The 14,177-nt window shown below is 44.2% G+C and carries 12 protein-coding genes and 1 other annotated feature; of the genes, 7 read left to right on the forward strand and 5 right to left on the reverse strand.

Translation table 11 applies throughout. The features are described from left to right. Window positions 1-148: 148 nt before the first annotated feature. Window positions 149-1,006: a MurR/RpiR family transcriptional regulator gene (locus ACWJJX_RS08355; protein ID WP_003151588.1), complete on the reverse strand. Its 858-nt coding sequence runs from the start codon at window positions 1,004-1,006 to the stop codon at window positions 149-151. 437 nt (window positions 1,007-1,443) lie between these two features. Between ACWJJX_RS08355 and ACWJJX_RS08360 the strand changes: the two genes are divergently transcribed. The 3 genes from ACWJJX_RS08360 to ACWJJX_RS08370 all read left to right on the forward strand — a co-directional run bounded on the left by ACWJJX_RS08360 (window position 1,444) and on the right by ACWJJX_RS08370 (window position 4,039). Beyond that, window positions 1,444-2,331, forward strand: coding sequence for a Cof-type HAD-IIB family hydrolase (locus ACWJJX_RS08360; RefSeq protein ID WP_128574698.1), 888 nt, complete (start codon window positions 1,444-1,446; stop codon window positions 2,329-2,331). Further along, the gene (locus ACWJJX_RS08365; protein ID WP_025853455.1) at window positions 2,328-2,996 is read left to right on the forward strand and encodes a YczE/YyaS/YitT family protein; all 669 of its coding nucleotides are present in this window, start codon (window positions 2,328-2,330) and stop codon (window positions 2,994-2,996) included. The genes ACWJJX_RS08360 and ACWJJX_RS08365 overlap by 4 nt, the downstream gene beginning before the upstream one ends. A gap of 68 nt (window positions 2,997-3,064) precedes the next feature. Beyond that, window positions 3,065-4,039: a LacI family DNA-binding transcriptional regulator gene (locus tag ACWJJX_RS08370; RefSeq protein WP_071392306.1), complete on the forward strand. Its 975-nt coding sequence runs from the start codon at window positions 3,065-3,067 to the stop codon at window positions 4,037-4,039. A gap of 29 nt (window positions 4,040-4,068) precedes the next feature. On the opposite strand, the gene ACWJJX_RS08375 is transcribed toward ACWJJX_RS08370, so the two are convergent. Then, window positions 4,069-5,376, reverse strand: a complete 1,308-nt coding sequence (locus ACWJJX_RS08375; protein ID WP_454022895.1) for an N-acetylglucosamine-6-phosphate deacetylase — start codon at window positions 5,374-5,376, stop codon at window positions 4,069-4,071. A gap of 652 nt (window positions 5,377-6,028) precedes the next feature. Next, window positions 6,029-6,268: a binding site (T-box leader), on the forward strand. Window positions 6,269-6,329: 61 nt separating this feature from the next. Here ACWJJX_RS08375 and ACWJJX_RS08380 point away from each other — a divergent pair. Beyond that, complete coding sequence (locus ACWJJX_RS08380; RefSeq protein ID WP_003151592.1) at window positions 6,330-7,670, forward strand: amino acid permease; 1,341 nt, start codon at window positions 6,330-6,332, stop codon at window positions 7,668-7,670. 34 nt (window positions 7,671-7,704) lie between these two features. On the opposite strand, the gene ACWJJX_RS08385 is transcribed toward ACWJJX_RS08380, so the two are convergent. After that, window positions 7,705-8,622: a DMT family transporter gene (locus ACWJJX_RS08385; RefSeq protein WP_003151595.1), complete on the reverse strand. Its 918-nt coding sequence runs from the start codon at window positions 8,620-8,622 to the stop codon at window positions 7,705-7,707. A 97-nt stretch (window positions 8,623-8,719) separates the two neighbouring features. Here ACWJJX_RS08385 and ACWJJX_RS08390 point away from each other — a divergent pair, with 97 nt between their 5' ends. Further along, on the forward strand, window positions 8,720-9,601 hold the full coding sequence (locus tag ACWJJX_RS08390) for a LysR family transcriptional regulator (RefSeq protein ID WP_454022896.1): 882 nt from the start codon (window positions 8,720-8,722) through the stop codon (window positions 9,599-9,601). Between the two features lie 31 nt (window positions 9,602-9,632). On the opposite strand, the gene ACWJJX_RS08395 is transcribed toward ACWJJX_RS08390, so the two are convergent. Then, window positions 9,633-10,040, reverse strand: a complete 408-nt coding sequence (locus ACWJJX_RS08395; protein ID WP_172614981.1) for a hypothetical protein — start codon at window positions 10,038-10,040, stop codon at window positions 9,633-9,635. A 275-nt stretch (window positions 10,041-10,315) separates the two neighbouring features. Between ACWJJX_RS08395 and ACWJJX_RS08400 the strand changes: the two genes are divergently transcribed. Continuing rightward, a complete protein-coding gene (locus ACWJJX_RS08400; protein ID WP_101562442.1) occupies window positions 10,316-11,323 on the forward strand; it encodes an LLM class flavin-dependent oxidoreductase in 1,008 nt (335 codons plus the stop codon). A 36-nt stretch (window positions 11,324-11,359) separates the two neighbouring features. Here ACWJJX_RS08400 and ACWJJX_RS08405 read toward each other — a convergent pair whose 3' ends face one another. Beyond that, entirely contained in the window at window positions 11,360-12,448 is a 1,089-nt protein-coding gene (locus ACWJJX_RS08405) for a GntR family transcriptional regulator (RefSeq protein WP_142385909.1), read from the reverse strand. A 256-nt stretch (window positions 12,449-12,704) separates the two neighbouring features. On the opposite strand from ACWJJX_RS08405, the gene ACWJJX_RS08410 reads away from it, so the two are divergent. Further along, entirely contained in the window at window positions 12,705-14,099 is a 1,395-nt protein-coding gene (locus tag ACWJJX_RS08410; RefSeq protein WP_003151605.1) for a sugar porter family MFS transporter, read from the forward strand. The last annotated feature ends 78 nt before the right edge of the window (window positions 14,100-14,177 follow it).

Consider the following 14,177-nt stretch of genomic DNA (forward strand, 5'->3'; position numbering starts at 1 on the left):
AATAATAAGATAGATTTATAATGTATGCCCTTACAAAGTCAATTATAGGAATAATTTTTTTATAAATCAACGATGAAGAAGAAAATTTTTTTCATAAAATTGCCTCAATTCCCGCTGTATCGGCATTCTCTCTTTTGAAAAATAAATATTACAAACGTTTGTGCGCGATCATTTTTCTGATTTGCTGCAAGTTGGCGAGCGTTTTCTCCTGCCGCAGCCGGGCCGTGGCGAAATACAGTGTATCAATGACCGACAGCTGGGCAAGCCTTGCGGACATCGCTTCCGTTCTGAAAGCCGTCTCCCTTGTTGACGTATACAGCACAACGTCGGAAATCTGGGTGAGCGGCGACTTTTGGTAGCTTGTAATGCCGATCGTGCCGGCGCCGAGCGATTTGGCCGTTTTCACCGCGTCGAGCACGTCCTTGTTGCTCCCCGAATGAGAAATGCCGATGACTGCGCTTTCGGGACCGAGAAGACCCGCTGACATCGCCTGAAAGTGAGAATCCGTGTGCGCGATGCAATTTATACCCGTACGCATAAATTTATGATACGCGTCAGTGGCGATCAGCCCGGAACCGCCGTTTCCGTAAAATTCGATTCTGTCTGCGCGGTGGATCATTTCTACCGCTTTTTCAACGTCGGCCGGATCTAATAATTGAAAGGTATCGGTCAGACCGGAAATGTTTGTGCGGAAAACTTTCCGGATGATGACTTCGATATCGTCGTCGGGGCTCATTTCTTCATGAATGTGCTGCACCGGCTCCTGAACGATCTCCTGAGCAAGCGCGATTTTTAAATCCTGATAGCCGGAAAAACCGAGCCGCTTGCACAGCCTGAAAATCGTCGCTTCAGAGCTTTTCGTTTTTTCCGCCAGCTGAATGATGGAAAGGTGAACCACGTCTTTCGGTTCCTTCACGATATGGTCTGCAATCGCTCTCAATTTTGGCGACAAACCTTTGCTGGCCGCCTGAATCTTCCCGATGCTGCTTGAATTCACAGGGGTCATGCTATAACCTCCCTACTCGAATGTAAACGCATACTTTTATGATAAAGCAAGTTCTGTCATAAGGGAATCAGGTTTTGCTTTCTTTACCGCAAATGAAAGAAAAGAGAAAAGTATATCGGGGAAACCGCCTCAATGACATTTCAGACATCCGATTTTTACAAAAAGTGATCGTTCTCTGAAAAGTGCCGGTGCCCAAGTCGCCGGCGCTTGAAGTTCCAGATGAATTTCTTCAAATTAGTGTTCCGCTATTAGCAGTCAGTTCATTATTAACTGGATTGATCGAAAGAGAAGGATTATTAAGCAGGAGAACACTTGAGAAGCACAGGCTGATCAGCTTCTCAGAAAAACTTCAAATTAATATAATAATCTAATTGCTCTGAAACGCGTACCATACATTATACTTTCAATGATTTTTAAACTCTGAGGAGGAAATTCACATGAAAGTAATTGCAATTGACTTAGATGGCACGCTGTTATCAGAGAACTTAACTATCCAAGAACAAGATGTAAGAGCTTTAAAGCTCGGACAAAAACAAGGTCATCTTGTAACAATCGCTACAGGGAGAGCTTTATTTGATGCAAAACACATCATCAATAAATATGATTTGGATTTTCCGATCATTGCTTCAAACGGCGCTCAAATTGATGTGGGAAATCAGGTCATATTCGAACATTTTATGGATTCAGATGTAATCCAACCTATCATCACATGGTTAAATAAAGAGGAAATCTATTATCAGCTTTACTTATCTGACAAAATTGCCGTATCAAATCAAGGAATTCAGCAGCTTGAAAAAGAACTTTACAATACAGTAATGGAAGAACCTCATTTTAATCAAGAAGTATTTTGGAATTCTATTAAAGCTCAGATACATCAATACGGGTTAGAGGAAATACCGGGTACAATTGACCCTATCGATTATCGGTATGTCATAAAATGTATGATCGTTTCGCCAAACCAAAGAAAATTAAAAAAAGCAAAAGAATATTTTGGACAACTGAAGGAGTGTGCCGTAACGAGTTCAGGAGCATTCAATCTTGAAATCACAAGTTCAGGAGTAGATAAAGGAGCGTCATTAAATAAACTTTGTGAACATTATGGAACGGATGCGCGGAATGCAATCGCAATAGGTGATAATCTAAATGATCTGCCTATGTTTCGTGCAGCAGGAATAGGGATAGCCATGGGAAATGCAGATAAGAAGCTTATTCAATTGGCTGCTTTTAAAACGTTATCGAATGATGAGTGTGGTGTATCTTATGCTTTTGATCACTACATTCTGACGAAAGAAGAAGACCCTAAACCGCGGAGTATACAGCCATGATCCATTTTGTGAAAAGATGTTTAATCTATATTGTCGGATTGTTTATTTTATCCGTAGGGGTTGTATGTATGATTAAATCTAATACCGGGATTGCCCCCTGGGATGCTCTGAACGTGGCTTTATCAGAACTCATTGGCCTTACAATCGGGTCATGGGTTTTCATCGTCGGAGGAATTCTTATCTTTATAAACAGCCTCATAAAAATGCAGTTTCCTAATTTAGCCGGTTTTATTCCGATTGTTATTATTGGAAGTTTTGTTGACCTTTTAAACTTAAAGGTTCTTTCGTTCTTAAAAACAGATGCTGTAATTCTTCAATGGAGTTTATTTTTGATAGGGTTGTGTATATTGGCTATGGGAATCGCTATTTATTTAAGAGCATCTTTTCCTTCGATACCGAATGATGAATTAATGTTGGCTATTACTGAACGTACAGGTTGGGGTATTCATATTACAAAGACGATAGGGGAAGCTTTAGCTTTTGTGCTTGCAATCATTCTTCAGGGGCCGATTGGGATAGGAACCATCATTGTGCTGCTATGTCTGGGGATATTAGTAGGTTTATTTGACAAACTATTACACAAGATGGGGAAGCCCCGTTCTATCTATAGTGTGGGACAGGAAGGCGCACATATTCATGCAGGCCATGATAAAACAATGAATTAAATGCTTTTTTCCCCTTGTGTTGTTCAGTGTGAAATGCTGATAACGCTGTCTAAAAAGGAGTAGCAGTAATGACAAACATTACAGAGATAGCAAAGAAAGCGAACGTTTCTCGGACAACAGTTTCTAGAGTTCTCAATAATCATCCTTATGTAAAACCTGAGAAGCGGGACGCTGTGTTAAAAGCTATGAAGGAATTAAATTATGTACCGAATTTCAACGCGATTAACCTTTCCAGGGGGAAGACAAATGTATTCGGAGTCATTGTTCCTAAAATCAACCATCCGTTTTTCAGTAAACTGATTGCCGGAATAGGCGAAGAGTGTAATAAACATAATTACAGTTTACTTGTGCACCAATCAAATAACGATCCTGAACAAGAAATGGAGTTTTTTAACAGATTGAAATACAAACTTATTGACGGTCTTATTTTGGGATCCTGTGTAAGCCCCCATCACGTACTCGACGAGATATCTGGGTTTGGTAATATTGTTTCCTGTGAAGCTTCTGCGAGCAAACAGGTTGCACATATATTTATTAATCATGAGTCAGGAATCAAAATGGCAATAGATCATCTGCGAAATCAAGGACATCAATCCATTGGTCTGTGTATAGGAAATCCTAAGAGCGGTGTTGGCATAAGCAGAAAAAAATCATTTTTTCACTTTCAAAATGAATACGGGTTGAAATGGAGTGATAATTGGTACTTTGAGGAACAGTACACTATTGAGAATGGTATAGAAATAGCAAAATTATTACTAAATAAGTCACCTCGTCCTGCGGCAATGGTTGTAGGAAGTGATTATGTTGCGGCGGGGATCATTTATGAAGCGAAAAGACAGGGAATACGAATACCTGAAGAACTGGCGGTTATAGGATTTGATAATCAGCCGATATCTAAGGTAATAGAACTTTCAACGATACATCAACCTATTAAAGAGTTGGGACAAACAGCAGCAAATTTATTATATAACTTAATGAATAACAAAGATGTCCCTAATATAAATAAGTTGGACCTAAAACTTATTAAAAGAAAGTCAACTTAAAAAGACCACTTTATGGTGGTCTTTTTTGCTTAGCGCAGAATCAGCTCTGGGGCAGGCGCTTTGAAATGAGCTCTTTTTTTCGTTTCATCTATAAAACTGAAGGACTTCATGGATAGGTTCCCAAGTTCATTTAGGAAATGACAAGCTTTTAATGGCACAAATGATGTCATATTCCATACAACTTTCTCATTAAAACCTATAGCACGAATATTATGCATAAGCCGATCAATTGTGTAAGACCCTGCCGCTACATACCCTTTTCCTTGATACCACAGATTATTCCCTTCAATTTTCTCCAGTGATTGGCCGCACATGGAATCTGTGTCAATGCGATCTGTCATTGCTATAATACCCTCAGAGCCAACAAGTTCTACAACCCGCCGTGCAACTTCTAAGTCTACATGTTCACTATCAAAATTCATACAAATGGTTAATAAACCTTCTTTTGCGGCTCTCATCAAAGTACCGGGAACTTCTCCGACAAGTGTGTTGATATTATCTATGTTCCATTTATCTAGCCGAGCATCTTTTAACCCCTCTAATCTATGTACTCTTTCTTGGGGTGTTCTCCAGGTGTGTTTAAAATTGTTTGGCATATCATTAAACAAATGATCTGTTAAAACGGCATCTGATCCAGTGTAATTGCTGCGTTTTTGCGCTGTATCTATAACTTTCATTATAAGTTCAGAGGTTTCCTCCGGGTATGCTTTTTGGAAGTGACCCAGCGCCGGTTTTACTCCAGCCTCCACAAGTGTATCTACAATCCATTCTAAACTTGGATGTTTTTCGGTGATATATTTCTTTAGATAGGAGTTTTCAGTCATAGCATCTGGAGACAGTACCGTATAAATAAGACCATATTCTCCACATGAAGCGATCTTTTCCCATTCTTTTTTTAAGGGTGCCCAATTCCCTTTTTCCGGTGTGCCTGCAAAGCTGGCCAATAATGGTCCTTCTAGTGAAATACCTAAAATATTACGGTAACGTCCCTTTCTCTTTTGTGTATGGAACTCTTTCATAAAGGATGCAAATTGATCTAATTGATTATGAGGAAGAAAGATAGAGGGTACACAGAAAATCCCTTCTATTTCAGCTAGTGTATTGATCTTTTCAATATCTAATTGGTCTAAATTGCTAAAATCATAGTCACAGATTCCATGACAATGAAATTCTACTGGAAGAGATGGAACTAAATAAGAACCTGATTTCTTAAAAATCCCTTCTCCTCCAATGTCAAAGTTCAGCCATTCATTATTACTATAGGTTATATCAGCGATTTTCATTACTCCGTTTGTTTCAAGGTAAGCCGGGCTGTTAAATGATGTGCTGGACTGCATAGGAAACGCCTCCTGGAAATGTTTATTTAGTATTCAGTGAAGACACATCATCATCTTAAAGTATGAAACCCGTACCATATCAACCTTTTATTATCATTTTTTGTAAAAAAGTAGGTGTTTTATTCAACTTTATACACCCGATTTTCTCGTTATTGTCATTTATATCCTGAAAATCTCCTTTAAAAACTCAAAAACACTAGCTGTAACGCCACTAATGCATCTATACTGTTTCGTGTTACGCCAACTAGTGTTCTCCACGAGTTTAATTTGTGGAATTGGTTTCATGTCAATAGCTTTAATAAATGGAATATGACTTCCGGGTATAGAACCTTGTGGGGTCATTGGAGTTGAAGTATTAGAAATGAAATGTGTACAGTTACTAAGCTGAGATACCGGAATAAGAGTAACCTTTCATATTTCTGCCAACTTTTTGCCGCTCAGTCCATATATCGCAGAAACCTTTCGTCGATGCCGATTACGCCATATTAGGAGCCGTCTCAATCCTCATATGAAGATAAACATGTTCAGTCAAAATGTCTTATATAGGTGATAAGAAAACCAGCGGAAAAAATTAGTATTGACTTTGAAAATAGAAGACTGTATATTATGTTACTATATTCAGAAAATAAAAACTCAAGAGATTCATTTAACATAAAACACTGTGAACGGGAGCAGTAAAAGAATCCAGTCAGAAAAAGAGAGCCGCGGGTTGGTGAAACGCGGACTGATTGTTCTTTGAACTCGCCCGGAAGTGGCAGGGCGGAACGGAATTGTCGGAATATTCCCTATGTCCTAACGGCTGACCTTCGTTAAAAGGTTTTTAAGCTGGATTCCGGATATTCGGGATCAACAAGAGTGGTACCGCGGCTGCCTGAGGCACGCCGTCTCTTTTCCTAAAGAGGCGGCGTGTTTTTTTATGTGATGAACACTTTTTGCGAGAGGGCGTGTGATAAATGGAAAAGGACAAGCAAACGTTAAAACGGACGATGTCGTCCAGACACATTATGATGATGGCGCTTGGAGGCGCAATCGGGGCCGGGCTCTTTAAAGGCAGCAGCACGGCGATTGATGAAGCGGGGCCGTCCGTGTTACTGGCCTACCTCCTCGGCGGAATCATTCTGCTGTTTATTATGCAGGGGCTGGCCGAAATGGCCGTCAGAAACAAACATGCAAGGACGTTCCGTGATTTAGTTCAGCAGTCTCTAGGATCGTACGCTGCATACTTTTTAGACTGGATCTATTGGAAAATGTGGGTGCTCAATATTGCCGCGGAGGCGGTCGTAGCCGCCATTTTCATTCAATATTGGCTGCCGGAATGTCCGATATGGATACTGGCTTTGATCATTTCCATCGTGGTGACGGTCGTAAACATGCTTTCTGTGAAACTGTTTGCCGAGACGGAGTACTGGCTCGCGCTCATTAAAATTACGGTGATTGTCATCTTTATTTTATGCGGAATTCTGCTATTATTTTTCTCATTCGGCAATCACACGGCGCCGGGGCTGTCTCATTTAACGGATCACGGAGGGTTTTTCCCGCATGGAGCGGGGGGCGTCATTACGGCGATGCTCGTCGTGATCTACTCATACGGCGGAACGGAAATCATCGGCGTCACGCTGGCGGAGACAAAAAACCCCGAAAAGGTGATCCCGAAAGCTGTCCGAAGCACGTTAACGCGGATTGTCGCTTTTTACTTGCTGCCGTTTTTCATCATCGTCAGCCTGATTCCTTGGAATCAAGTCAACAGCGTTCCCGAAAGCCCGTTTGTCATAGTATTTAAGATGATCGGAATTCCGGGTGCCGACCATATTATGAATGCCGTCATTCTTCTTGCGATTATCTCGTCTATGAACTCGGGACTGTACGGATCATCCCGCGTCTTATTTACGCAGGCTTCTGACGGCCGGGTGCCGAAAATCTTTTCAAAACTATCGAAGAAAAAGGTTCCTGTCTATGCGATTCTGACTTGTACGTCATTTTTATATGTAGGCGTCCTGATTTCTTTATTCGCAGGAAGCCGGACGTTTAATTATTTGATGGGTTCCCTCGGCTATACCGTGCTGTTCATCTGGCTGATTATCGGATTCGCCCATTTGAAATCAAGAAAACATTCAACAGAACAGCCGGCTTATTATGTCAAATGGTTCCCGTACACGACATGGTTCGCGGTGCTTGCGCTTTTGGCCATCCTGATCGGCGTAATTGCGACGACGTCCATCGTCATCACATGCATCACTGCGGCCATCTATCTCCTCATTACGGCTGCGTATCTCGTAAAAGGGAGACGTCAATAAATAAAAAAACTCTTGCCCCGCGGCAAGAGTTTTTTTAATGAACGGCCTTTTTTTCTGCGGCCAGAGCAGGTGTTTTCAGTTTCTTCGGTGTTATATTCACAAAACAAATGCTTGTGACGATCAGAAGCAGTCCGGCTAAAAGGCTGACGGTCAGCGGCTCATGCAGAAATATCGAGCTGACGACAATGGATATGAGCGGGATCAGGAAGGTGTAAGAGGCAACCTTGCTTGCTTCCCCTGAACCGACAAGCGTAAAAAAGGCGAGCCAACCGAGTGCGATGACAAATACCGAAATGAACAGAAGGCTGAGAATGAACGGAGCTTTCCATTGAATCGCTGAAAAGCTTTCTGAAAAATGGCCGGAGCTGACAAGCAGCACGCCGCCGATCAGAAGCTGAAGAGCGACCATCCAGATAGAGTCCGCGCGTCCGCCCGTTCTTTTCACATATACCGTGCCGAGCGCCCAGCTGACCGCGGAGCCCAGAGCCAAAAGAATGCCGGCGATGGAAATATGGCCTCCGAAACCGGCTGCGCTGATGACGGCGACACCGGCAAAGCCCAGAATAAGACCGGCTATTTTTAAAGGATACATCGATTCCCCGAGCCACAGCCAAGAAAAAACGCCCATTAAAACCGGCTGGAAAAACACGATGGCTGAAAATAAGCCGGCAGGCAGGTAATTCAAGCCGACCGTTTGCAGGCCGTAAAATAAAGTAATATTTAAAATGGCAGAAATAAGATAGATCGGCCACGTTTCTTTAAAACGCAGCTTTTTAAAACGGGGCAGCGCCACCATTAATAATAGAAGTCCGCCGATCAGCGTGCGGATTCCGGCAAACAGAAGAGGCGGCGAATAGGCGAGCGCGGCTTTTGTCAGCGGCCAGTTAATTCCCCATACCGTGACTAGAAACGCCAGCATAAGAGCCGTCTGTATTTTCGAAAGCTGTTTCACGTCGTTCACTCCTTGTAGAACAATTCCATCATATGATACGGTAATCAGTAAGATAAATAAAATGAATCTTTTTTATAAGGAGCATAAGTAAAACGTTATGACGATTACACAACTGCGGGTTTTTGTTCAAATCGCTGAAACGGGAAGCTTTACAAAAGCGGGGCAGGCGCTGAATATGACGCAGCCCGCCGTCAGCCATGCCATCTCGGCGCTTGAGTCAGAGCTCGGCATCAAGCTGATCATCCGCGAGCGCCGCAACGGCGTAAGGCTCACGGACACGGGCGGGAAAATTCTCGTTCATATCAGAGAGGTGCTCAAAGGCATAGAAAAAGCCGAGCAGCTGGCGGCCGCGGAAAGAGGGCTTGAACAGGGAACGATTCACATCGGCACATTTCCGGCCGCTTCCGCTTATTTCATTCCAAAACTGATCAGTGTGTTTAAAAAACGGTATCCGAAGCTTGAGTTGGTACTTCATGAAGGAACGGTTAACGAAGTAAAGGAATGGCTCCGCTCCCGGGTAATAGATGTGGGTATCACTCTTTTTCCTACGGAAGACATGGAATATCTGCCGCTGAAAAAAGATAAAATGGCTGTCGTGCTTAGAAATGATCATCCGCTTTGCTGCAGCTGTGAGTCAATCACTCTGAAAGATCTTGACCGCCAGCCGATGATCATCTGTGACGGAGGATACGAATCACCGTTTATTGATATGTTTAAGGAGGCAGGATCTGTGCTGACTGCCGCATTCACTGTTTACAACGTCAATACGTCCATCAGCATGATCAAAGAGGGACTGGGAATTGCGATATTATCACAAATGTCTATGTCGGGAATATCGCTGCCGGAAAATGTCGTGACAAGAGAACTCAATCAGGCGGTGTATCGTGATGTTCTGCTTGCCGTTCCTTCTGTAAAAGAGGCTTCATTAGCTGCAAAACTTTTTATTCAAATCGCGCAGGAGCTCACAAAGAATGAATAAAAAGACCCTAAAAATCTTAGGGTCCTGAATCTTACCGGTTAATTTTAAAAGAGTTTGTCGTATTGACAAGTTTTGAACCGCTGAAAGTGGCTTTGACACGATAATAACCTGTCTTGCATCCTTTTAAAGAGAATGACTTAGTCACCCTTACTGAGAAAGAAAAGGTTGTTTTTTTACAAGTCGTCCATTTCTTTCCGGACTTTCGCTGTAAGTATAGGTTTCCTTTAAAAGTTCGATCTGACGGATACGCTGTACTGAGAGTAAAATCGACACTTTTCGCTTTTTTCGTGTAATAGGAGGCATCGGTAAATCCGCTTACATTTAAATGCTGCTGAGTGCCGGCATAAAAGTCTGCGGCGTATGCCTTATCGGTGTTTCCGGTAAAGAAGATTGCTGCCAGTAAAGCTGTGGTGAGTGCCATTAAGATTTTTTTACGCATATAGACTATGACTTCCTTCCTATTCAATATCATACATATCTTAACATTATTGGATATGTTTTTTCAACGAGAGATTTTCACTTTTATAGGATGAAAAGCTCTTCATATCTGAATGTAATAGATTCATTCATACAGAGTTCACTAGTGACGACCGCTGACTGATTGTTCGAAGATCATCGAATCAAATTGTTTAACTCACGGGAAAAGCTGTGGTAAGGTGTGTGGTAGAGACCTTGTTTAAGATCTGCTTACACTAAACCATAAAGGAGAAAACGATGGCTGAACATACATTGAAAGATACTGCGTTTTCCGTATTGAATTTATCGCCGGTCGTACAGGGGGGAACGGTTGCTGAATCGTTCCGCAACAGCATGGATTTAGCGCGCCGCGCCGAGGAGTGGGGCTATAACCGCTATTGGCTGGCGGAGCATCATAATATAGAAGGAGTTGCCAGCTCGGCAACGGCGGTGCTGATCGGCCATATCGCCGGCGGCACGAAAAAAATCCGCGTCGGTTCAGGGGGCATTATGCTGCCGAATCATTCGTCACTTATAATCGCGGAGCAATTCGGAACCCTTGAAACGTTATATCCGGGGAGGATTGACCTGGGGCTCGGACGCGCGCCGGGAACCGACCAATTAACGGCGAGAGCCTTAAGAAGAAACATAAACAGCGGGGAAGATTTTCCGGAGCAGCTTGAAGAATTGAGAAATTACTTCAAACCGACAGGCAATGTGCGCAATCAAGTCCGCGCCATTCCGGGCGAAGGGCTGGACGTGCCGATTTGGCTTTTGGGCTCGAGCGGCTTCAGCGCGCGTCTTGCGGGAGAGCTCGGCCTTCCGTTCGCCTTTGCGGCTCACTTCTCACCGAAAAACACCGTGCCCGCCCTTGAGCTGTACCGAAGCTCCTTCCGTCCGTCAGACGTACTGGATCAACCGTACGCGATGGTCGGCGTCACCGTCATTGCCGCCGATACGGATGAAAAGGCGGAGCATCTGGCGACATCGCATTATCAAAGATTTTTAGACCTCGTCCGCGGCACGCCGAACCAGCTGAAGCCTCCTGTTGAAGACATGGATCAAATCTGGTCGCCGTATGAAAAAGCGATGGTCAATGAACAGCTCAGTTCAACGATCGTCGGAGGACCGGAGCGTGTGAAGGAAAAGCTGGAAAGCTTCATCCGGACAACCCAGGCGGATGAAATCATGGTGAATTCAGAAAGCTTTGAGCATGCCGACAGAATGAGATCATTTGAGATCATTGCCGAATTAAAAAACAGCTGAGCAAAAAAAAGCAATGTGCCGCGCACATTGCTTTTTTTATTCGCCGATCCGCCTGACGGAATTCCGGATGACGAGTTCCGGTTCATACACGACGTCATCCTTCTTCGGTTTTTTATGCTCTAAGCAGTCGATGACGTATTTTGCCGCCGCTTTCCCCATAATGGATTTCGGATGCTTGACAGAGGTGAGCTTCACCTCGGAAATCTGGGCGAAATGTGAATCATCATAGCCCATGACTGACACGTCATCAGGCACCTTTAAGCCGAATTCTCTGAGAAGATTAATCGTCTTCAGCGCAATTTCATCATTATAACAAAGAATGGCCGTCGGGTATGATCCGCTGTTTTGCTCAAGGGTATGCTTAATTTTTTGGAGAAGCACGGTTTCTTTTTCCTCAGTCGTGTAAGTCACGATCATGTCCGGAGACGGAAAAATCCCGCGCTCCCGATGCGCCTGAAGATAGCCGTTCATCCGTTTGACGCCCTGCGTGTCATCCGCTTTAAAGATTCCCATAATGTGCGTGTGGCCGAGGGACATGACGTATTCGCAAGCCATCATGCCGCCTTTGACATCATTGACGGAAAAGCTCGGTGCGGCCAGCTCCGCATAAGAGGCGTTAATCATGGCAAACGGAATGCCGTTTTTCTCCAGGTTGAGATAGTAGCCGATGTTGGGCGTCTGCAGCGCGCTTTTCGTAGGCTCGACAATCAGCCCGTCTATATTTTTGGACAGCAGGTTTTCAAGGCCGCGCCGCTCACTTTCTGTATTGTTGTTGGTGCTCGTCAGCAGCATGGAATAGCCCTGTTCGCTTAAATAAGATTCAATTCCCCTGATGATGCTCGGGAAAATATAGTCTGATATGTACGTTGTAATGACACCGATCGTTTTGTTTGAATGCATGGCTGATTTCGCCGTGCGTGAAGCGACAAAGGTGCCTCCGCCCTGAACGCTGTACAGCAGCCCCTGCGAGACCAAATCTCCGATCGCCTTTCTGATGGTATGGCGGCTGACCCCGAACTGCTGCATCAGCTCATTTTCCGTAGGCAGTTTTTCGTCCGGCTGTATTTTTCCTTGATTCAGCCATGAACAAATTTCTTCTTTTACTTGAGCATATTTCGGTAGCATATCAATTCCTCCAAAATGTATACGGACAAATTCCAGTATAACATAGTAAGCCCTTTCATCAAGCTGTAAAAATAATTGACAGATTATGAAAAACTGCTTATTCTTTATTTGTACGTACTAATTTTCCTTATTTTTAGATAAAATTCTTTATAAGTACGTACAAATGTGGCGGTTCTGAAGAAAACAAAGCAACGTCAAGCGCCGCACTCTGTTTTGTAAGCGTTTTTATTCTATTATTCGCGGGAGGGTAAAATTCATGAAGAATCACCCGGCACCAATTGGCTCAAATGTACCTGTCACTCGGCAGCATTCGAAGTGGTTTGTCATTCTCATCTCATGCGCGGCCGGACTGGGAGGGCTTTTGTACGGTTATGACACGGCGGTGATTTCCGGCGCCATCGGTTTCCTGAAAGATTTGTACCGCTTAAGTCCTTTTATGGAAGGGCTCGTGATTTCAAGCATTATGATCGGCGGTGTTTTCGGCGTCGGAATTTCCGGATTTTTGAGTGACCGGTTCGGACGGAGAAAGATTTTGATGGCAGCGGCTCTGTTGTTTGCGGTGTCAGCGGTTGTCTCTGCGCTTTCTCAAAGTGTGTCTTCCTTAGTGATCGCCAGAGTCATCGGCGGTCTCGGAATCGGCATGGGCTCCTCGCTTTCTGTCACGTATATTACCGAAGCGGCTCCGCCGGCCATACGCGGCAGTCTGTCTTCACTGTATCAGCTGTTTACGATATTAGGGATATCCGGCACTTATTTTATTAACCTGGCCGTCCAGCAGTCCGGCTCGTATGAATGGGGGGTGCACACCGGCTGGCGGTGGATGCTCGCTTACGGCATGATTCCGTCCGTCATCTTTTTTATCGTGCTGCTTATCGTGCCGGAAAGTCCGCGCTGGCTTGCGAAAGCGGGGCGCCGGAATGAAGCCCTCGCCGTGCTGACGCGCATTAACGGCGAGCAGACCGCGAAAGAAGAAATCAAACAAATCGAAACGTCTTTACAATTAGAAAAAATGGGTTCATTGTCTCAGCTGTTTAAACCGGGGCTGAGAAAAGCGCTTGTGATCGGGATTCTGCTGGCTTTATTCAATCAGGTCATCGGCATGAACGCAATTACGTATTACGGGCCGGAAATTTTCAAAATGATGGGCTTCGGACAGAATGCGGGGTTTATCACGACATGCATCGTCGGTGTCGTTGAAGTGATTTTCACCATTATCGCGGTTCTTTTAGTCGATAAGGTAGGCCGGAAAAAGCTGATGGGGGTCGGATCTGCCTTTATGGCGCTGTTCATGATCTTAATCGGGGCATCCTTTTATTTTCAGCTGGCGAGCGGTCCGGCTTTAGTCGTCATCATATTGGGATTCGTCGCCGCTTTCTGCGTATCAGTCGGGCCGATTACGTGGATCATGATTTCGGAAATCTTTCCGAACCACCTCCGCGCACGCGCCGCCGGTATTGCGACGATATTCTTATGGGGGGCCAACTGGGCGATCGGCCAGTTCGTGCCGATGATGATCAGCGGGTTGGGGCTCGCGTACACCTTCTGGATATTCGCCGTCATTAATATTCTCTGTTTCTTGTTTGTCGTGACGATCTGCCCTGAGACGAAAAATAAATCATTAGAAGAAATAGAAAAACTCTGGATAAAATGAAAGCGTTTTACGACAAAAGTCCGCTCCGGCGGGCTTTTGTCTGTCACCTTCATTCCGTTTCTGTATATAATGACTGTA

This window comes from Bacillus sp. YH3-2-B2 (assembly GCF_053663335.1).